18 protein-coding genes are annotated in these 19,087 nt (G+C 57.8%); 10 read left to right on the forward strand and 8 right to left on the reverse strand.

Translation table 11 applies throughout. The features are described 5' to 3' along the window. The first annotated feature begins 155 nt into the window (after positions 1-155). The 6 genes from SMD27_RS09560 to pstB all read left to right on the forward strand — a co-directional run bounded on the left by SMD27_RS09560 (position 156) and on the right by pstB (position 5,959). The gene (locus SMD27_RS09560; protein WP_320508140.1) at positions 156-1,217 is read left to right on the forward strand and encodes a DmpA family aminopeptidase; all 1,062 of its coding nucleotides are present in this window, start codon (positions 156-158) and stop codon (positions 1,215-1,217) included. Positions 1,218-1,225: 8 nt separating this feature from the next. After that, a complete protein-coding gene (locus SMD27_RS09565; RefSeq protein WP_320508141.1) occupies positions 1,226-1,810 on the forward strand; it encodes a DNA-3-methyladenine glycosylase in 585 nt (194 codons plus the stop codon). Between the two features lie 288 nt (positions 1,811-2,098). Then, positions 2,099-3,121: a phosphate ABC transporter substrate-binding protein PstS gene (gene pstS, locus SMD27_RS09570; RefSeq protein ID WP_320508142.1), complete on the forward strand. Its 1,023-nt coding sequence runs from the start codon at positions 2,099-2,101 to the stop codon at positions 3,119-3,121. A 118-nt stretch (positions 3,122-3,239) separates the two neighbouring features. Next, on the forward strand, positions 3,240-4,244 hold the full coding sequence (pstC, locus tag SMD27_RS09575) for a phosphate ABC transporter permease subunit PstC (protein ID WP_320508143.1): 1,005 nt from the start codon (positions 3,240-3,242) through the stop codon (positions 4,242-4,244). A 1-nt stretch (position 4,245) separates the two neighbouring features. Then, positions 4,246-5,106 (forward strand): phosphate ABC transporter permease PstA, encoded by an 861-nt coding sequence (pstA, locus tag SMD27_RS09580; RefSeq protein WP_320508144.1) that lies wholly within the window; start codon positions 4,246-4,248, stop codon positions 5,104-5,106. Beyond that, positions 5,099-5,959, forward strand: a complete 861-nt coding sequence (gene pstB / locus SMD27_RS09585) for a phosphate ABC transporter ATP-binding protein PstB (RefSeq protein WP_320508145.1) — start codon at positions 5,099-5,101, stop codon at positions 5,957-5,959. The genes pstA and pstB overlap by 8 nt, the downstream gene beginning before the upstream one ends. A gap of 45 nt (positions 5,960-6,004) precedes the next feature. Here pstB and SMD27_RS09590 read toward each other — a convergent pair whose 3' ends face one another. After that, positions 6,005-6,616, reverse strand: coding sequence for a nitroreductase family protein (locus SMD27_RS09590; protein ID WP_320508146.1), 612 nt, complete (start codon positions 6,614-6,616; stop codon positions 6,005-6,007). Positions 6,617-6,689: 73 nt separating this feature from the next. Between SMD27_RS09590 and SMD27_RS09595 the strand changes: the two genes are divergently transcribed. Continuing rightward, entirely contained in the window at positions 6,690-7,124 is a 435-nt protein-coding gene (locus SMD27_RS09595) for a bleomycin resistance protein (protein WP_320508147.1), read from the forward strand. A 30-nt stretch (positions 7,125-7,154) separates the two neighbouring features. Here the strand turns inward: SMD27_RS09595 and SMD27_RS09600 are convergent, their stop codons facing one another. Both SMD27_RS09600 and SMD27_RS09605 read right to left on the reverse strand, forming a co-directional pair. Next, positions 7,155-7,403 carry a hypothetical protein gene (locus SMD27_RS09600; RefSeq protein WP_320508148.1) on the reverse strand — a complete coding sequence of 83 codons (249 nt, stop codon included), beginning with the start codon at positions 7,401-7,403 and terminating at the stop codon, positions 7,155-7,157. A 226-nt stretch (positions 7,404-7,629) separates the two neighbouring features. Beyond that, positions 7,630-9,495, reverse strand: a complete 1,866-nt coding sequence (locus SMD27_RS09605; RefSeq protein WP_320508149.1) for a CHASE3 domain-containing protein — start codon at positions 9,493-9,495, stop codon at positions 7,630-7,632. Positions 9,496-9,803: 308 nt separating this feature from the next. Between SMD27_RS09605 and SMD27_RS09610 the strand changes: the two genes are divergently transcribed. The 3 genes from SMD27_RS09610 (at position 9,804) to SMD27_RS09620 (ending at position 13,553) form a co-directional block, all read left to right on the forward strand. Beyond that, positions 9,804-11,075 (forward strand): NAD(P)/FAD-dependent oxidoreductase, encoded by a 1,272-nt coding sequence (locus SMD27_RS09610; protein WP_320508150.1) that lies wholly within the window; start codon positions 9,804-9,806, stop codon positions 11,073-11,075. A 444-nt stretch (positions 11,076-11,519) separates the two neighbouring features. Continuing rightward, on the forward strand, positions 11,520-12,632 hold the full coding sequence (locus SMD27_RS09615) for an acyltransferase family protein (RefSeq protein ID WP_320508151.1): 1,113 nt from the start codon (positions 11,520-11,522) through the stop codon (positions 12,630-12,632). A gap of 312 nt (positions 12,633-12,944) precedes the next feature. Further along, positions 12,945-13,553: a hypothetical protein gene (locus SMD27_RS09620; RefSeq protein WP_320508152.1), complete on the forward strand. Its 609-nt coding sequence runs from the start codon at positions 12,945-12,947 to the stop codon at positions 13,551-13,553. Positions 13,554-13,688: 135 nt separating this feature from the next. On the opposite strand, the gene SMD27_RS09625 is transcribed toward SMD27_RS09620, so the two are convergent. The 5 genes from SMD27_RS09625 to metG are packed head-to-tail and all read right to left on the reverse strand — an operon-like array spanning position 13,689 to position 18,932. Then, positions 13,689-14,747, reverse strand: coding sequence for a sodium:calcium antiporter (locus SMD27_RS09625; RefSeq protein WP_320508153.1), 1,059 nt, complete (start codon positions 14,745-14,747; stop codon positions 13,689-13,691). After that, positions 14,707-15,726 (reverse strand): cation diffusion facilitator family transporter, encoded by a 1,020-nt coding sequence (locus tag SMD27_RS09630; RefSeq protein ID WP_320508154.1) that lies wholly within the window; start codon positions 15,724-15,726, stop codon positions 14,707-14,709. The genes SMD27_RS09625 and SMD27_RS09630 overlap by 41 nt, the downstream gene beginning before the upstream one ends. A gap of 46 nt (positions 15,727-15,772) precedes the next feature. Beyond that, complete coding sequence (locus SMD27_RS09635; RefSeq protein WP_320508155.1) at positions 15,773-16,567, reverse strand: MBL fold metallo-hydrolase; 795 nt, start codon at positions 16,565-16,567, stop codon at positions 15,773-15,775. Continuing rightward, positions 16,564-17,379: a TatD family hydrolase gene (locus tag SMD27_RS09640; protein ID WP_320508156.1), complete on the reverse strand. Its 816-nt coding sequence runs from the start codon at positions 17,377-17,379 to the stop codon at positions 16,564-16,566. The genes SMD27_RS09635 and SMD27_RS09640 overlap by 4 nt, the downstream gene beginning before the upstream one ends. After that, positions 17,376-18,932, reverse strand: a complete 1,557-nt coding sequence (gene metG, locus SMD27_RS09645) for a methionine--tRNA ligase (RefSeq protein ID WP_320508157.1) — start codon at positions 18,930-18,932, stop codon at positions 17,376-17,378. The genes SMD27_RS09640 and metG overlap by 4 nt, the downstream gene beginning before the upstream one ends. Between the last annotated feature and the right edge of the window lie 155 nt (positions 18,933-19,087).

Genomic DNA, 19,087 nt, shown 5'->3' on the forward strand with positions numbered 1-19,087 from the left:
TGTCGCAGAGGGGCTGACTATAGCCGCCCGGTCCCGGTGATGAAATGTTCGATAGGGCTCGGGAAACCGACGGACCTTCGCGTTCGGAGGTGGTGACGGGCTGCGCGCAATCTATTAAGACGAACGATAATACCTTCGATCAGGAAGTCAGCGCGATGATCAAGCGTTTCAGAGCCCGCGATCTATCGATTTCGCCGGGGCACCTGCCAATTGGCCCATTGAATGCCATTACCGACGTGGCTGGTTTGCTGGTCGGCCATGTCACGCTATACGACGGCGATCGCTTGCGGACAGGCGCGACGGCGATCCGGCCTCATAGCGGCAATCTGTTTCAAGACAAGGTGCCGGCCGGTCTCGCCGTGCTCAATGGCTACGGCAAGCTCGCCGGGGCGACGCAGCTCTTGGAACTGGGGGAGCTGGAGACGCCGATTGTCCTGACCAATACACTCGCCGTCGGCCGCGCCATCGAAGCCGTCAATCAATGGACGCTCGCCCAGCCTGGCAATGAATCAGTGACATCGGTCAATGCGGTCGTTGGTGAAACCAACGACAGCCGGCTCAATGATATTCGCAGCGGTCACCCGACCGTGGAGCAGATCATGGCGGCGATCGAGAAGGCATCCGATGGTCCCGTGGCTGAAGGCGGGGTCGGGGCGGGGACGGGGACAGTCGCTTTTGGTTTCAAAGGTGGTATCGGCACGTCGTCCCGCCGGCTGTCCGGCCCGCAGGGCGGCTATACGCTCGGCGTCCTCGTTCAATCGAATTATGGTGGCGATCTGCGGATCGATGGCCGCCGCTATGCAGAGCTGACAAAGATCGAGGCTGATACGGATGGGTCGATCATGATCGTGCTGGCGACGGATGCGCCGCTATCCGATCGCAACCTGGGCCGTCTGGCGGAACGAAGCTTTGCCGGTCTCGCGCGAACCGGATCGGCTCTCAGCAACGGCTCGGGCGATTATGCCATCGCTTTCTCCACGGCCGAGGCCGTGCGGCGGACGCCATCGCGCCGCGGGGCCGCTGCTGAAGTTGCCGACTTGCCGAATGACCGGATGTCGCCCTTGTTCCAAGCGGCGATCGAGGCGACCGAGGAAGCGATCCTCAATTCGCTTTTTATCGCCGAGACGACAGAGGGTTATGATGCGGGTCGCCGCACACCATCGCGCATCGAGGCTTTGCCGTTGGATCCGATCATCCGTTCGCTCAATAAAGGGTGAGGCGGTTGATGCCGGATGCTCAACCCCTGACGCAAGCCTTCTTCGCACGTCCGGTGGTGACGGTCGCGAAAGAACTGATCGGCTGCAAATTGCTTTTTGCGGGCTGCGGCGGAATCATCGTCGAAACCGAAGCCTATGATCACGAGGATCCGGCTTCCCACTGTTATGGTGGACGGACGCCGCGCAATGCCTCGATGTTCGGGCCGCCGGGCCATGCTTATGTCTATCGCTCTTACGGTATTCACTGGTGCTTGAATTTCGTTTGCGGCCGTCTTCCCAAACACGGCGAGATGGCGAGCGGCGTGCTTATTCGCGCAATCGAGCCAACGGACGGTTTGGAATTGATTGAGGAACGCCGAGGGACACGCGACCGGCGCAAATTGTGTTCAGGACCGGGACGCGTCTGCCAAGCATTGAACATCACCAAGGTGCAAGACGGACAGCCGCTCGATCAGCCACCTTTTTCCGTTCTGCGTCGTGCCAGGCGCCACGACATTGTAATCGGGCCTCGCATCGGCATCACACGTGCAGCCGAAACTCCTTGGCGTTTCGGCATGGCAGGGTCGGTGTTTCTCAGTCGTCCCTTCGCCTGATCTGCGATCGTTGATAATGCGAATCAATTTGGCCGACTGTCGGTTCGCACCGCGATTTTGTCCGTCAGCAAAACCAGCGTAAATCTGTCTCTTAACTGACAATCTATAGATCCCGTGTGTCAGCAATCTTGCTGATAACGACGCATTCTCCGCCACTGATAGCGCAGCTCGTCGGTTGAGAGACTGATTCCGAAGTTAAGACGGAATCGTCAAAAAAGGGTAACAGGGTTTGGACTATGTGAGAGCTCCCACCGCAAGCCATTCGTTCGAATTGGGAGAACTCTACAAATGAAGTATTCGAAGATGATTACGCACACTGTCGCAGCGACGCTGTGCGGGATCGCGTTGATTGGAACTGCCAGCGCTGCCGAAATCACGGGCGCTGGCTCTACGTTTGTTTATCCTATCCTGTCCAAGTGGTCGGCTGACTACAGCACGGCCACCGGCAACAAAGTGAACTATCAGTCGATTGGCTCCGGTGGCGGTATCGCGCAGATCAAAGCGGCGACCGTTGATTTCGGTGCGTCTGATATGCCGATGAAGCCGGACGATCTGAACCAACTCGGTCTCGGCCAGTTTCCTTCGGTTATCGGTGGCGTCGTTCCGGTCGTCAATCTGCCCGGCGTTGCTGCTGGCAAGCTCAAGCTGTCGGGCTCGGTTCTGGCCGATATCTATCTCGGCAAGGTCCAGACCTGGAACGACCCGGAAATCGCCAAGCTCAATTCCGGCGTGAAGCTCCCGGATACCAAGATCACCGTCGTTCATCGTTCGGATGGATCGGGCACGACCTTTAACTTCGTCAACTATCTCTCGAAGGAAAGCGCCGACTGGCAGTCGAAAGTGGGCGAAGGCACCTCCGTCTCGTGGCCGACCGGCGTCGGCGGCAAGGGCAATGAAGGTGTGGCTGCTTACGTGAACCGCATTAAGGGTTCGATCGGTTATGTCGAATACGCCTATGTCCTGCAGAACAAGATGACCTATGCCTTGATGCAGAACAAGGCGGGCAAGTTCATCGCCCCGAGTGCGAAGAGCTTCCAGGCTGCTGCGGGGACTGCAGACTGGACCAATGCGAAGGACTTCTATCTGGTTATGACGGACGCGCCGGGTGAAACGGCTTATCCGATCACCGCGACCACCTTCGTGCTGATGTACAAGCAGCCGAAGGATGCCGAGCGTTCGAAGCAGGCTTTCAGCTTCTTCAAGTGGGCCCTCGAAAATGGCCAAAAGCAGGCCGCTGCGCTCGATTACGTGCCGCTTCCCAAGGAGCTGGTCAGCCAGATCGAGACCTACTGGAAGGCAGATTTCAAGTAATTGAATCTGTCTGGCGTCTAAGCGTCACATCACGAGGCCTCTTCATAACGGGCGAAGCGGAAGCATTTCAGAATTGCGATGCTCCCGCTTCGTTGCATGATGTCGGAAAGCAATATTCATGGCCAATAATCATCTTGCCGCCGACCTTCCGGTTTCCTCCCAGAAAAATACCGCGGGGATGAGAAGCCGGCATTCCTGGAAGGACGTGGCAGCCGACAAGGCCTTCAACTGGTCGATTGCAGCAGCCGCCTTTTTCGTGCTGATCTTGCTTAGCGGCGCGGCGCTGTCGATGCTCTGGGGTGGGCGTCTAGCTTTCGAGACATTCGGTTGGCGCTTCTTCTATGGAACCGAATGGGATGCCGTCGGCAAGAAATTCGCTGCACTTGTCCCGATTTACGGTACCTTGGTGACATCGATCATCGCCATCCTGATCGCAGTCCCGGTCAGCTTCGGCATTGCTTTCTTTTTGACGGAAGTCGCACCACGCTGGATGCGTGGACCGGTTGCGTCGGCAATCGAACTTCTCGCCGGCATTCCCAGCATCATCTACGGCATGTGGGGGTTGTTCGTTTTCGTTCCCTTCATGTCCGATAATGTTGAGCCCTGGCTTGATAGCAACATTGGCCCGCTGCCGGTGATCGGCCCTCTGTTCCAGGGGGCGCCTATGGGGATCGGCATGCTGACCACCGGCATCATTCTCGGCATCATGATCATTCCCTTCATTTCCTCCGTCATGCGCGATGTTTTCACGCTTGTTCCCGTGACGCTAAAGCATTCGGCCTATGCGCTCGGCTGCACGACGTGGGAAGTGGTTTGGGATGTGGTCTTGCCTTATACACGCACGGCGGTGGTCGGCGGCATCATGTTGGGTTTGGGACGCGCGCTCGGCGAAACCATGGCGGTGACCTTCGTGCTCGGCAATGCGCATAATCTCAGCGTCTCGTTGCTGGAACCCGGCAATTCCATTGCCGCGGCAATCGCGAATGAATTCACCGAAGCGGATTCGGATATCTATCTCTCGTCGCTGATCGCGCTCGGCTTCCTGCTGTTCATTGTCACTTTCATTGTTCTTGCCGCTGCGAAGCTAATGCTGCGGCGCCTCGAACGCCAGAAGGGAGCGTGAGATGAGAGCTGTCAGTCAATCCCGTTTCCGCTGGCGCCATGCCAAAAACAGGATCGCTATGGGGCTGTCCACGCTGGCAGCGCTGTTCGGCCTGTTCTGGTTGGCCTGGATCCTGCTAACGACCTTCATCAACGGCGCCAGCGCCATCAATCTCAAACTCTTCACGGAGATGACGCCGCCGCCGGGCGAGGAGGGTGGCTTGCTCAATGCCATCTTCGGCAGTCTTGTGATGGTTGGTGTTGGTATTATCCTAGGCACGCCGATTGGCATCGCCGCCGGCACGTTCCTTGCCGAACGGGCCCGAAAAAGCAAGCTCGGCGAGACCATTCGCTTCGTGAACGACATTCTGCTCAGCGCGCCGTCGATCGTGATCGGCCTCTTCGTCTATACGTTGATCGTACGTCAGACGGGGCACTTCTCCGGTTGGGCCGGAGGTATTGCACTCGCCTTCATTCTGTTGCCGGTCGTTGTGCGCACCACTGACGAAATGCTGCAGCTCGTGCCCAATTCGATGCGCGAGGCGGCTCTGGCACTTGGCTTGCCGCAATGGAAGCTGACGACCCAAATTCTTTATCGTGCGGCGAGTGCCGGCATGGTGACCGGTGTTTTGTTGGCCATCGCGCGTATCAGTGGCGAGACGGCGCCTTTGCTGTTTACCGCGCTCAACAACCAGTTCTGGACGGATAATCCTGCCAATCCCATGGCCAATATCCCCGTGGTCATCTTCCAGTATGCGTTGAGCCCCTATGACAGTTGGCATTCCTTGGCCTGGGCGGGCGCGCTCATCGTGACGATCTTCGTTCTCTTCATCAGCATTACATCGCGTGCGCTGTTGGCACGGCGGAGGCATGGCAATGATTAACCAACGTGCAGCAACCGGTAGTGCCGCTTTTCATCCGCTGGCCGGCCTGCGGGCGACAGCCCATGCCGCCAGCCTGTCCGCGACCTCGCGCGACAACGAGATTATCAAGATCGAAGCGCGGGGGCTGAACTTCTTCTATGGAAAAAGCCAACAGCTGCACGATGTCGGCCTATCGATCCCGCAAGATCGGTTGACGGCGATCATTGGTCCATCCGGTTGCGGTAAATCGACGCTGCTGCGGATATTCAACCGCATGTACTCGATCTACCCGGATCAGACAGCGACGGGTACCTTGCTACTCGACGGACAGAATGTGCTGGATCCGAATTACCCGCTGAGCCGCTTGCGCAACGCGATCGGCATGGTGTTCCAGAAGCCGAACCCGTTCCCGATGTCGATCTACAACAATGTCGCTTATGCATTGCAGCACCACGAGAAGCTGTCGCGCCAGGATCTTCATGACCGGGTAGAAGAGGCATTACGCCAGGCCGCGCTCTGGGACGAGGTCAAGGATAAGCTCAAAGATAGCGGTCTCAGCCTTTCCGGCGGTCAGCAACAGCGTCTCTGCATTGCACGGGCGGTTGCTTTGCGCCCGGAAGTCATCCTGTTCGACGAGCCGACATCGGCTTTGGACCCGATCGCAACCAGCAAGATCGAGCAGCTTTTCTATGAGTTGAAAAGCCAGTTCACCCTGGTCGTTGTCACTCATAGCATGCAGCAGGCGGCGCGTGTGTCAGACTATATCGCCTTCATGTATATGGGCGAATTGGTCGAGTTCGGAAACACAGTGCAGATCTTTGAACGACCGCAGGACGAGCGTACCTCGGCCTATATCACGGGTCGCTTGGGATAACAGCCGGTTTGGGAAGAAAAGGGGGAGGGTATCAGCCTTGCCTCCTCAATTGTTGCGCGTTCGCAATCCCTGCGCATCAAAGATTTCCAGCATCTCGTCGAGCGTCGGCCGGCGCGACGGGATTGGCGTCTCGACAATGGTGCCGATGCTGATGAAGCCGAGTAGGTGATCGGTCCCTTCGGCACCAAAAGCCCGCCGCACCTCTGGATCGGCGCAACGCGACCCACTGAGAATGATGGCGCCGTAGCCCAGACCATAGGCTGCCAACAGCATGCTCTGCATGGCAGCACCGGCGCAGGCAATCTGTTCCGCTTCCGTGACTTCGGGCTTGCTCGTTTTCGGTTTGGCAAGGATGGCCAGCAGGACCGGCGGCCGCAGCGCCTTGTCCCGTTCCCTGGCGAATTCCGCTTCCGTTGCATCCGGCTTTGACCGCCGCTTGGCGGCGACGAAGAGTTCGGCCAGCCGTGCGCGGCCATCATCGGTACATTGTACGACGCGCCAGGGCCGCATGGCGCCATGGTCTGGCGCCGTCAGTCCAGCCGAAAGGATCTGATCAAGTTCAGCCTCAGTCGGCGCCGGCGCCCCCAGACGCTTGACGGCCGCCGACCGGCGGGTCAGGAGCCAGGAAATGTCGTGTTTCTGATCGCTTGCAGGCATGGTGCAATCCGCTTCGGTTTACGTCTATTCTCCCTCCATTAAGTGGAAGATTCCGCGGGGAAAGTGAAGTCAAATGAGTAATCCGAAGCTTGTTCCGGAACTGCTTGTCTCGGATTTCGAGAAAAGCCGTCAATTCTATGTAGAAGTTATCGGCTGTAACATCCGCTATGACCGTCCCGCACAGCGCTTCGCCTATCTCGAACTGGACGGCGTCCATCTGATGATCGAGCAGGAAAGCGATTTCTGGGAAACCGGAAAGCGGGAATATCCCTATGGCCGCGGCATCAGCCTGCAAATCGAGGTAACGGACCTCGACGGTCTACTGCGCCGCATTGAAGCGGCCGGCCTCACTTTGTTTCGCCCGGTGGAGGAGGCCTGGTATAGGGCAGGGGATGTCTATGAGGGCAATCGTCAATTCCTGGTCCAGGATCCGGACGGCTATCTGCTCCGCTTTTTCCAGGATCTAGGCGCCGCCAACTCGCCGAGATCCGGGCGTATTGTCGGTTGAACTCGATCCGCGGTAATCCGGAGCATCAGGTCATTTGCGAGATGAGGCGCGATCGAGCAGATCCGGTTGCTCTTGCCTGATGTCTTTAGGTCGCTGCCGACGGAAATATTTGAGCCACCAGAAAAATGGCCAGAACGTTATAAAAATGACGATCAAGGTGAAGACGACGACCGCGATCCCCATCTTGATGACGGCAAAATTATGGGTATTGGGGTCCCAAAACCAGCCGCCGATCGTGGCGCCGATCGATAAGAGCGTCGCAACAATGAAATCCACCATTTGCTCCTCCGATACCGATCGTGATGTTCGTGTCTTATTGATCGATAAAGAGTGTAGTGGCTCCCTGGGCACTTGGCCTGATTGATCTGTCCGCTGTCCCAATTGGGCGCATCGGGCATTCATCGCTTCGGCTGAGTGTATCACAATTCGAAATCGTTCTGACGACTAAAGTTCCTAACTGCTCCAGGGCATATATACCGCCTCGTTCCACCACCGGGTTAGTAGATTAGGCAGCAGGGAAACCGGACGTTCCGTCCAGCACGTCACGGATTTTGGTCGCAAGCTGGTCGATGGTGAAAGGCTTTGGCAGGAAGGCCGTGCCGCGGTCGAGCACCCCATTGTGGACGATGGCGTTGCGGGTATAGCCGGTGGTGTAAAGAACCTTCATCTCAGGCCGAGTTTCGTGGACCTTGTCTGCAAGCTGGCGGCCGGTCATGCCGGGCATCACGATATCGGTGAATATCAAATCGATTTCGGGATGCTGCTCCAATTGCTGCAACGCTTGTTCCGGTAAGGCCGCTTCGATGACCGAATAACCGAGTTCGCGCAATGACTCGATCGTCATCTGCCTGACTTGGCTTTCGTCTTCCACGACCAAAATCACTTCGCCTGGACGGCCGCCAGGCAATTTAGCTGGCGCCGATATCGGCTGGTCTTCAGGCGTGTCCGAACCGTTATATCGCGGTAGGTAGATCTTCACCGTGGTGCCGTGCTCGCATTCGGAATAAATCTTGATATGGCCATGGGACTGTTTGACAAAGCCGAAGACCTGGCTCAGTCCGAGGCCGGTTCCTTTGCCTGCACTTTTGGTAGTGAAGAAAGGCTCGAAGGCGCGACGCATCACCTCTTCGGTCATGCCGACACCAGTGTCAGTGATCGAGAGCATGACATACTGGCCTGGCTCCACTTCGCTATGTGCCCGTGCATAGCGCTCATCCAGATCACTGTTTGCCGTTTCAATCGTCAACTTGCCGCCGGACGGCATAGCGTCCCGGGCGTTGACGGAAAGATTGACGATGGCGCTTTCAAGCTGGGCGAGATCGGCAAAGGTAATCCAAAGGCCGCCAGCCAAGACTGTTTCTATCTGCACCCGTTCTCCCAATGTCCGGCGCAACAATTCGGAGATGCCGCCGACCAGCCGGTTGATGTCCACCGGCTGGGGGGACAGCGGTTGCTGCCGGGAGAAGGCGAGCAGGCGGGCGGTCAGGACCGATGCATGGCGTGCGCCTTCGGCGGCATTGTCGATATATTTTTCGAGACGGGCATTGTCCATCCCGCCAAGACGGCGTTTGGCTAATTCCAGCGAGCCGATGATGATCGCCAGCATATTGTTGAAGTCATGGGCGATGCCACCGGTCAATTGCCCGATCGCTTCCATCTTCTGCAGTTGCCTGACTTGTTCTTCCGCAGCGGCACGCTCGGCCACCTCACGCCGCAGCCGTTTTGTCGATGCCTGCAGGTCGAGGTAGCGCCGTCTTGCCTGCATGAACGATAAAATCGCCAGCAGGACGACAAGCAAGGCGCAGATGATCAGGGTCGTTTGTGAAATGACGTTTAGCCGGTTCGCGCTTTCGCTCCGCTCATGAAGTAAGCGTTCTTCTTCTGATCGCATCGTGGCGATTGTCTTGCGAAAATCGTCCATGAGACGGATGCCGGTATCATTACCTATTTCAGCGAGCGCCTCATTCGGTTTCCCTGCCACATGCAACCGGAGGATCTCTTCAAGTTCACCGAGTTTGCCACTCGCAAGAGCGCGCAGTCGTTCGATCGATTTTCGCTGGTTGGAATTGTCGGTTGTGAGTTCGCCAAGAGTGCTGATTTCCGGCAGAAGTTGCTGTCGTGCGGTTTCATAGGGCGCGAGATAGCGGTCGCGCCCGGTCAACAGATATCCGCGCTGCCCGGTTTCGGCATCGGTTGCCAGCGCGAGAACCTGGTTTAGATGGTTTTCGACCTCCAGGGCATGTTGCACCCAGAAGGTGACGCTTTGCTGCTGGTTCCACAGCCAGATCGCCAGGCCGGAAACCAGGAACAGCAGGACGAAGCCGAATAGGAGAGGGACGAAATGCCGATCCATTCGATTGAGAGAAAGCATTGAAGTTTTACCGCTCAAACCAACTAGCGTCGCGGTTCGACGCATTCCCCACAATTCCGGACTCGTGCGGTTGGACGGGTCCGCCTGCAATTTACAGGAGACGGGCCAATTTGCCAGGGAAATCCCGCTGGCCGTAAACGATCCACCTGCTGGACTACAGATTGTTCAAGATGTAGGAAAATCGTTTGTAAAATCTTGATTGCCATGGATTATGTCCGGCGCATGCCGGTCTTGAATCCCGAGCATTGAGCCGCTTGCAAAACTGCAACATAAGAACGGTCATCGACCCACCAAAACGGATTGAAGACGTGTCTAGCCATGCCTCTGTCCCCAACCACCGTACCGATTACGATGTCATCATTATTGGCGCGGGCATTATCGGTGTGGCAATTGCATGCTATCTGCAGCAAAGCGGTCAATCGGTCGCTCTGATCGACAAGAAAGGCATCGGCCTGGAAACCAGCAAAGGCAATGCGGGGGCATTTGCTTTTTCGGATATCATGCCACTGGCGTCACCTGGGATCATTCTCAAGGCGCCTAAATGGCTGTTTGATCCCTTGGGACCGCTGACCATTCCGCCCCGGTATCTGCCGAAAATCCTGCCCTGGCTCATTCGCTTCGGCTGGGCCAGCCGAAGCAGCATCTTCAGAAAGAATTCGGCGGTGCAGGCGCAGCTCATGAAGCTGGCCGCTCAGGAGGCCAAGGGGCTGTTGGCAGCGCGAGGCGCTCTGTCGATGTTACGCTCCGATGGCGCGTTGGAGCTTTACGAGTCCGAGCGCGAATTCAAGGCAGCCCTGCCGGGATGGAAGTTGAGGGAAGAGCAGGGGATCGAGTTCCGGCATGTGCGAGGCGCCGAATTGGCCGAGCTTCAGCCCGGCCTCAGTCCAAGCTTCGTCTGCGCTACCTTCACACCGAAATGGCAGACTGTTTCCGATCCTTATCTGGTGGTCAAACATCTCGGTGAATCCGTTCTCGACAATGGTGGTCAGCTGATCGTCGCGGGCGTGCGAAAACTGCAGCCGGCCGGTGAGGGCGCTGAGGTCATCCTCGATGATGGTCGCCGCTTGAGGTCGCGAAATGCGATCGTTGCCTCCGGTGCCTGGTCGAAGACATTCGCCGCGGATCTGGGCGATCCGGTGCCGCTTGAGACGGAACGCGGCTACAACACGACACTGCCGGTCTCGGCCTTCGACTTAAAGCGCCAGCTTATCTTCGGCGGCCACGGCTTCGTGATGACGCCGTTGAGCACCGGGATCCGCGTCGGCGGCGCCGTGGAGCTCGGCGGCCTGGACCTGCCGCCGAATTTCCGCCGATCCGATGCCATGCTGCAAAAGGCGGCCAAATTCCTGCCTGGCCTGAAAACTGAAGGCGGTACGCAGTGGATGGGGTACCGGCCGTCGCTGCCAGATTCGTTACCGGTAATCGGCCCGTCGACCGCCAGCCGCCAGATCATCTATGCCTTCGGCCATGGGCATCTTGGGCTAACGCAAAGCGCCGCAACGGGCAGATTGGTGACGGATCTGGTGCTGAAGCGAACGCCGGCCATGCCGGTCGAGCCATTTTCGGCCAGCCGGTTTTGAGCTTGACCGCACGCACCATCGCATCGGTTTGAACCAATCGTTCCACGATATGCGTGGACGGGGTGGATGCCGAACGATACGGTCGATCGATGGGGACAGGCGGTGTTCTCAAGAAACCCAGTTTTCCTTGCTCAATACCGACCGATCATCGAAGGTCTGCAAGGTAGGGTTGCTGAAAATAGTCGACCTGAAAGGTAACTAGCCGAAATAGCGCTGACGCGCTGCGCTTTCTCAGCGATAAACGGAATGCGGTGCAGAACGAGATCACAGTGCATATCACCGGACCGCTGTCGTCCCGGTTGCGCGATTAAATGTCCTTGCCAGGCGTGTGAGCAGATGAATGTCATTTCTGGCATCAGGGCTCGTTATGAGCTAACATTCATTCCATCGATAAAACCCAACTAGTCTTTGGCAAACGGCCCAATCAGATGACTGGGCGGGCGCATGAGCGCATCGCATCGCATCGACATCTTGGATGGCTTGCGGGCAGTCGCCATCATGGCGGTGTTGCTGTACCACTACTTTGTCAAATTCGCCGATCCCGGCGGTCCTGACCCATACCCATATGCGGCCGCTTATGCCGGAGTTTCGATAGCTAAATATGGATTCATGGGAGTTCAATTATTCTTCGTCGTGTCCGGCTTCGTCATCGCGATGACACTGGCGCGTTGCACAACCATCTCCGAATTCTATCTGCGACGCTTCGCGCGGCTTTGGCCACCGCTGCTGGTATGCGCAATAATCACTTTCGCCGCCCTAAACGTCATTGATACTAACTTCGCCCAGCAGCGGCGCGCCATGATGCTGGATCTGATTCCTTCCTTGACGCTGACGTCGCCAAAGATATGGCTGTGGCTCAACCACAATATCAGGTATGTCGATGGCGCTTACTGGTCGCTTTTTGTCGAAGCGCGGTTCTATATTTACGCAGCGATCATTTATCGGTGGTCCGCCAAGGGCAAATTCCTACGCAACTACATCATCTTTTCGATGACTGCCGTTGCGATCGCCACCCTCTATCGAGCGCTTCTGCAGGATGACAGATGGTACCTGATTATCGATGGCCTCTTTTACCCGGCGCACACCCTTTGGTTTGCCGCCGGTATCCTCTTCTATGAAGTCTGGACAGGCCATATTCGCCTGAAGAAAGCGATCGGGCTACTCACCCTTGGCTTTGTGCCGCTCGTCTATATGCTGAGAACGTTCCATCCGGATATCTCCGTCGTTCCTCTTGCGACGATGTCGCTGATCATTCTTTTATTGTTTGTTGTTTTTTCCGTGCGCCCCGAGTGGCTCGCACCGCTCAGATTTCGGGCAGTTCTGTGGATGGGAACGATAAGCTACTCCGTTTATCTTCTGCATCAGAATGTCGGACTGGGATTGATTTCCCTGATACCACAGCGCCTCCCATGGTGGATGCAGCTTGGCCTGGTGGCAGCCGTATCTGCTGCGATTCTCTTGCTGTCGAGTGTCGTATACGTCCTGATCGAGCAGCGGGGGAAGGCGATGGTGCTTCGACATCTGCTGCGTTCACCCCCGGTAGGCCTGCAGATGTGAGACGTAATGTTGGGGGCATCAGCGCGCCGTCTTCCTGCCAGCACTCCGCAGCAGCTCCATATGGAGCAGATGACCTGTAAGCGGTCCGCCAGACGATTTCATGTGTTGCCAAGTTAAATTGTCGTGGCCGGTCATGTGCATGCGCTTTCTCTAGGCCTCTGACTTGGAGATCGGTGGAATGCAAAAGGACGCTCAGTGACGGGGAAGGGGCGCGCAGGTCTCGGTCGTGGAGACCGCCACCATCTCGCTTGCAGGCGATTCGCACGGAGCCTCGTGTCCGCGTTGGTCGTGGCATTCTGGGCTTGGCGCGCGATGGCGATGCAGCTGGGGCAGGAGGGTCTTTCCTTTAGCGACGAAGGGGGCGGATTCACGCTCAAGGCCGTGAGCGGCAGGGGCACGCTCAGCGATCCATTTGTTGTAGTCGAAGAGGTCACACAGCAACAGGCCGTGCTGGTTATTCGTGGCTTTACCGAGGTCGGAAACCGCATCGGAACGGATCACACCGCGGGTGTTGCCGTCACGAAGGTCGTGATCAATCGCACCGCGGATGTGTGGCAGAGCTTCCAATTGGAGCTTAGGCAGATCGAAGGGCAACATTCGCCCTACGAAGACGGGCTGAGCTTTGCCCAGAATACGGCAATTACCAATGCCTTCACGACAAGCAGCTTCCCTAATATCCAAAGGTTTGACGAGCCGGAGGACCGTCTGGTGTTCTCAGGCAAGTCCGTGCGGCCAGGCGAGAGCGCAAAGTTCACCTTCCTGATCACAGACATGTCGCCAATCAGCAAGTTCTTTCTGGTTCAACAGCCGCTGCGGCCAGTATCTGGTCTGCCGGCTACTTTCCAAGGGGCCCAAGCGGCGACGGTGCAGCGTCGGATTTCGCAGATTTCATACCGCTGGCGTCAGAAACATCAGCCATAGAGCTACATATAGAAATGTCGCATAATATATATTATGGAAAATAAACGCATACTCCAGGAAAGAGGCGCAAACGGGGGCCTGGTCGGCGTCTACGTCTTGTTTTAATCCTGTTCAGCACGCCGGTGATCCACACGCTCACCTGGTCAGCGTGACGGCCAGATAGGCGACATACAGCAGAATATTGACGAGCGGCACCCAGACCGGCAGACCGCCGCGGCGCAAGGCCATGAGCCGGAGCCAGGCGGTTGCCAGCAGGGTCACCAGCACACCCATCAGGACTTCGATGCGGGGCTGCCATGGCGTCAGCAGAATGCCGATGGCTGGCAGGACGGTTCCTTGGAACACCAAAGCGCCGGTGATATTGCCGAAGGCCAGCGTATCCTTGCCGCGGCGGATCCAGAGAATGCTGTTGATTTTTTCCGGTAGCTCGGTCGCCACCGGGATGATCAGCAATGACAGCAGCAAAGCCGAAAGCCCCAGGTGAGTCGAGACACCTTCGACGCCGAAAATGAAGACCTTGGCGCCGCCGATCAGCAAAGCTAGGCCGATGATGAGCTGCAGGATGATCGTCGCCCAGTTTGACGGCAATCTGAGCCGGCTGATCAACAGCTTGTTTTCCGCCTCCGTCTTATGGCCATGCTCGACCAGCTTGTCCGAGGCGCGCAGCGTGAAGAGCAGATAAGCGAAATAGGTCAAAGCTAGGGCCGCGCTAAGAATGGCGCGGGTGTAACGCGGCTCTTGGGGCACGAACATCGCAATCGTCGTCAAGACGAAGGCGAAGAGAAAGAAATTGAGATCACGCGTCAGCCCACCATGTTCCGGGCGAAGATGGCCCCTCACCCCGCGCCGCCCCAGCACCGCAAAGGTCATCAGTCCAATCGACAGGGTCGATAACATCAGCGGTGCGCCAAGGATCGCGCCGACGCCGATCTCCTCGTTGACATTGACGTCCGTGGTTCCGGCAAAAAGAGCCAGAAAGGGTACCGTCGTTTCCGGCAAGGCCGTGCCGACGGCGGCAAAGAGCGATCCGGTGACGCCTTCCGATAGGGTCAGGCGAGCGCCCAGATGTTCCAGCCCGTTGGTGAAGAGTTGGGCAGCGATCAGGATCACCACCAGCGACAGCAGCAATTCGGCGACCGATATCGTCATGCCGCTAAACGATATGATCCGGCGCCAGACGGCATTTGTCGCCATCGAGCTCGACCTGAAGCGTCGTATGGCCGATGCCGAACTTATGGTTCAATTCATCGGCCATGCGATCGATCAGCTGGTCGCCGGGATGGCCCGATGGCATGACGAGATGCGCCGTCAAAGCCGTCTCGGTGGTGCTCAGCGACCAGATATGCAGGTCATGTACGGCCGCGACGCCGGCTTGCCCCGCAAGGTATTGACGCACTTCGGTCGGGTCGATGGCATCGGGAACGGCACCGAACGTCATGCGGACCGAGTCCCGCAACAGACCCCAGGTTCCATAGACGATCAGGGCCGAAACGATGAGGCTGACCACCGGATCGACCAGATTCCAGCCGGTGAAATAAATGACCGCACCGGACAAGACGACGCCGGCGGAGATCGCCGCATCGGCGATCATATGCAGATAAGCGCCGCGGATATTGAGATCGCCTTTACGCCCCCGCATGAAAAGCATTGCCGTGCCGGCATTGATGAAGACGCCGATCGCGGCGACGACCATCATGGTGGCGCCGGCGACGGCTGGCGGTTCGGCCAGACGGCGTAAAGCCTCCCAAGCGATGCCGCCGATGACCACCAGCAGAAACAGGGCGTTAAACAGCGCCGCAAGGATCGAAGAACTACGCAGGCCATAGGTGAAGCGTGCAGTCGGCTGTCGTTGCGACAACGACATCGCGACCCAGGCGACGATCAAGCTCAGCACATCGCTCAGATTGTGACCGGCATCTGCGAGCAGTGCCACGGAATCACTGATGATGCCATAGGCCGCTTCAACGAAGACGAAAGCCAAATTGAGGATCGCGCCGATGGCAAAGGCCCGTCCGAAACTGGCCGGCGCATGGCTATGGCCGTGATGCCCGTGACTGTGATTTCCGTGACTATGATTTCCGTGAGCATGACGATGGCCCTGATGATGCGCATGACCCTGCCCGTGACCGTGAGCATCATGAGAATGGCCATGATGATGATCATTCAAGGCCATCCGGTTCGCGCCCCCTCACCTTGCGCTTTCATTGATAACTCCTGCCTTAGGCGGAAATCTCGATCGTCAAGCCGTCATAGGCCGGTTCGACACCAGGCGGACAACGGTCCCGGATCACATCGTAATCGACCAGATGATTGAGATGCGTCAGCACCGCATGTTTCGGCTTCACACGGGCAATCCACTCCAGCGCCTTGTCGAAATGGGCATGGGTTTCATGCGGCTCGAAGCGCAGGCAATCGACGATCCAAAGATCGAGCCCCTGCAGCAGATCGAAAGCATATTCGGGCAGGTTCACCGCATCGGTCGAATAAGCCATGGTGCCGATGCGGTAGCCGGTGGTCATGCTGCCGAAGCCATGTTCCTGCTCGAAGGCATCGATCTCGATATCGTTGATCCGAAAATGCGACGGAATGCGGATCGGATGCGGCGTCAGAAAGGGTTTGTAAAGATGCCCCGATCCCTTGGTCTCCTGCCGGAAGATATAATTGAAGCGCTCGGTCAAGCTGCCCAGCGTTTCTTCCGAGGCATAGACATCGATGGTGGCACCTGACGAGGCTTTCAGAAAACGAACATCGTCGATGCCCTGCGTATGGTCCGCGTGGTCATGGGTATAGAGGATCGCGTCGATCTTGCCAACTCCGGCATCGAGCATCTGCATGCGCAGATCAGGCGATGTATCGAGCAGGATCTTGGCACGCGGATGCTCGACCAATACCGAGACCCGGCGCCGGCGGTTCTTGGGATTGTCCGGATTGCATTTGCCCCAATTGGGCCCGATCATGGGCACGCCACCGGAACCGCCGCAACCCAGCACGGTGACCTTCGCCATTGTTGTCATGCGATGACTCCGTCCTGCGGAACCTTGCGAAAGAGCCGATGGAAATTAGCCGTCGTCTGGGCGGCGAAATCGGCCAGCGGAAGACCCAGCATATCCGCGACGAAGCTCGCCGTATGCCGGACAAATGACGGTTCGTTGCGTTTGCCGCGCTGGGGTATGGGCGCCAGATAAGGTGAATCCGTTTCGACCAGCAGGCGGTCATGTGGCACGGTGCGCGCCACCTGGCGCAGGGCTTCGGCATTCTTGAAGGTGACGATGCCGGAGAGCGAAATATAGAAGCCCATCTCCAGCGCCGCATCGGCGAGATATTGCGTCGAGGTGAAGCAGTGGATGACACCGGTCAGGCCACCCTTCCCGGCTCCTTGCTGCAGCAGCCGTACGGTATCCTCATCGGCTTCGCGAGAATGCACGATGAGCGGTAGGCCGCTTTGGCGCGAAGCTTCTATATGCGTTGCGAAGACCGCTTGCTGCCGATTGCGGTCACTTTTGTCGTAGAAGTAGTCCAGGCCAGCCTCACCGATGCCAACCACCTTCGGATGTTTGGAGAGCTCGACCAACCGGATGACATCCACGTCCGGATGATGATCAGCCTCATGGGGATGAATACCGACGGAGCAGCTCAGAACATCATGCGCTTCAGCGAGCTTCAGCACGCGATCGAATTCCGTCACCTTGGTGCAGATGGTAACCATCCGCTGCACACCCTGCACAAGGGCGCGGTCCAGCACCTGGTCGATCTCGCCGGAGAAATCCGCGAAATCGAGGTGGCAATGGCTGTCGACGAGGCGGACGCTTTCTACAGGCACATTCATGATGCAGCTTCAGGTTCCACAAAGCGCGGGAAGACGCCCTCAGGCTTCGGCAAGGCGGTGCCGGGCTTCAAGGCGTGATCGCGTCCATAGGCGGCGAAGACGCGGGCTTCCGCTGGAAGAACAAGCTGATCGAGCAGCCGTTCCGCCGATTGCGGCATGAACGGCTGAAGCAGCAAGCCAAGCCGGCGGATCGTCTCGGCAAGCACGTACAGCACCGTGTTCATGCGGTCCGGATCGGTCTTGCGCAAAGCCCAAGGTGCCTGCTCGTCGACATAGCGGTCGGCCTCGCCGATCACCTGCCAGATCGTCTCCAGGGCCTTGTGGAAGGCCTGTTCGCGGATGAAGCCACGCACCTTGGGCAGGGCTTCCTCGGCAGTGCCAATAAGGCGCTCATCCGCTTCGCTGAAAGCACCGGGCTGCGGCACTGAGGCGTTGCAGTTCTTGTTGATCATCGACAGTGAACGCTGCGCCAGATTGCCAATGCCATTGGCGAGATCACTGTTCATGCGCTGAACCATGGCGCGATGAGAGAAGTCACCGTCATTGCCGAACGGAATTTCCCGCAGCAGGAAATAGCGCGTCTGGTCGAGGCCGTATTTTTCGACCAGGTGCAACGGCGCGATCACATTGCCCAGCGACTTCGAGATCTTCTGACCTTCATTCGTCCACCAGCCATGGGCGAAGACGCGGCGCGGCGGTTCCAGGCCCGCTGCCATCAGGAAGGCCGGCCAGTAGATGGCATGGAAGCGCAGAATATCCTTGCCCACCATATGCAAATCGGCCGGCCAGAATTTCCTGTACATCGCCGATTGATCGTCCGGGAAACCGACCGCGGTGAGATAGTTGGTCAAAGCATCGAGCCAGACATACATGATGTGGTCCGGATCGTCGGGCACCTGGACGCCCCAATTGAAAGTGGTGCGTGAGATCGACAGGTCCTTCAGGCCGGATTTGACGAAGCTGATCACTTCGTTGCGGCGGCTTTCCGGTGCAATGAAGTCTGGGTTGGCTTCATAAAAAGCCAGCAGCTTGTCGCCCCATTCCGAGAGCTTGAAGAAATAGCTGGGCTCTTCGACCCATTCGACCTCGGCGCCGCTGGGCGCGATCTTCTTGCCGTTCGGGCCGACGGTCAATTCGTCTTCGCCGTAATAGGCCTCGTCGCGCACCGCATACCAGCCGGCATAGGAGCCGAGATAGATTTCGCCGCGGTCCTTCAGGCGGCGCCAGATTTCCTGACAGGCCTTCTTGTGCCGCTCCTCCGTGGTGCGAATGAAGTCGTCATTGCTGTAATTCATCGCCTTGGCAAGGTCGCGGAAATTCTGCGACACCTTGTCGGTGAAAGCTTGCGGGTCGACACCGGCCGCCTTCGCCGACTTTTCCACCTTCTGGCCATGTTCGTCGGTGCCGGTCAGGAAATGCACATCATAGCCGTCCAGCCGCATGAACCTTGCCAGCGCGTCACAGGCCAGTGTCGTATAAGCATGGCCGATATGGGGCGCGTCATTGACGTAGTAGATTGGCGTTGTAACGTAATAACGTTTGGCCTCGGCCATTGATCGAACTCCTTCATTGGACAGCGGCGATCGGCACCGCCCGTCACTGCTTTTCGCCTGCTTAGCACAGGACGCGGCCGGATGACATTAAACGATCGGGAAAAGCCGGAAGGCTGGGATCGTGGTCCGATCCGGCAGGTGACCGCGCCATCTTG

It is taken from the genome of Dongia soli, assembly GCF_034044715.1.
GTDB classification, from domain to species: domain Bacteria; phylum Pseudomonadota; class Alphaproteobacteria; order Dongiales; family Dongiaceae; genus Dongia_B; species Dongia_B soli.

What these genes read in the sequence shown, in the direction of transcription:
- SMD27_RS09565 (WP_320508141.1), top strand. Translation starts at nt 1,226, where the DNA reads ATGCCGGATGCTCAACCCCTGACGCAAGCCTTCTTCGCACGTCCGGTG.
- SMD27_RS09640 (WP_320508156.1), bottom strand. Translation starts at nt 17,379, where the DNA reads ATGAATGTGCCTGTAGAAAGCGTCCGCCTCGTCGACAGCCATTGCCAC.
- pstC (WP_320508143.1), top strand. Translation starts at nt 3,240, where the DNA reads ATGGCCAATAATCATCTTGCCGCCGACCTTCCGGTTTCCTCCCAGAAA.
- SMD27_RS09600 (WP_320508148.1), bottom strand. Translation starts at nt 7,403, where the DNA reads ATGGTGGATTTCATTGTTGCGACGCTCTTATCGATCGGCGCCACGATC.
- pstA (WP_320508144.1), top strand. Translation starts at nt 4,246, where the DNA reads ATGAGAGCTGTCAGTCAATCCCGTTTCCGCTGGCGCCATGCCAAAAAC.
- SMD27_RS09595 (WP_320508147.1), top strand. Translation starts at nt 6,690, where the DNA reads ATGAGTAATCCGAAGCTTGTTCCGGAACTGCTTGTCTCGGATTTCGAG.
- SMD27_RS09635 (WP_320508155.1), bottom strand. Translation starts at nt 16,567, where the DNA reads ATGACAACAATGGCGAAGGTCACCGTGCTGGGTTGCGGCGGTTCCGGT.
- metG (WP_320508157.1), bottom strand. Translation starts at nt 18,932, where the DNA reads ATGGCCGAGGCCAAACGTTATTACGTTACAACGCCAATCTACTACGTC.
- SMD27_RS09625 (WP_320508153.1), bottom strand. Translation starts at nt 14,747, where the DNA reads ATGGCGACAAATGCCGTCTGGCGCCGGATCATATCGTTTAGCGGCATG.
- pstB (WP_320508145.1), top strand. Translation starts at nt 5,099, where the DNA reads ATGATTAACCAACGTGCAGCAACCGGTAGTGCCGCTTTTCATCCGCTG.
- SMD27_RS09620 (WP_320508152.1), top strand. Translation starts at nt 12,945, where the DNA reads ATGGCGATGCAGCTGGGGCAGGAGGGTCTTTCCTTTAGCGACGAAGGG.
- SMD27_RS09560 (WP_320508140.1), top strand. Translation starts at nt 156, where the DNA reads ATGATCAAGCGTTTCAGAGCCCGCGATCTATCGATTTCGCCGGGGCAC.
- SMD27_RS09605 (WP_320508149.1), bottom strand. Translation starts at nt 9,495, where the DNA reads ATGCTTTCTCTCAATCGAATGGATCGGCATTTCGTCCCTCTCCTATTC.
- SMD27_RS09615 (WP_320508151.1), top strand. Translation starts at nt 11,520, where the DNA reads ATGAGCGCATCGCATCGCATCGACATCTTGGATGGCTTGCGGGCAGTC.
- SMD27_RS09590 (WP_320508146.1), bottom strand. Translation starts at nt 6,616, where the DNA reads ATGCCTGCAAGCGATCAGAAACACGACATTTCCTGGCTCCTGACCCGC.
- pstS (WP_320508142.1), top strand. Translation starts at nt 2,099, where the DNA reads ATGAAGTATTCGAAGATGATTACGCACACTGTCGCAGCGACGCTGTGC.
- SMD27_RS09630 (WP_320508154.1), bottom strand. Translation starts at nt 15,726, where the DNA reads ATGGCCTTGAATGATCATCATCATGGCCATTCTCATGATGCTCACGGT.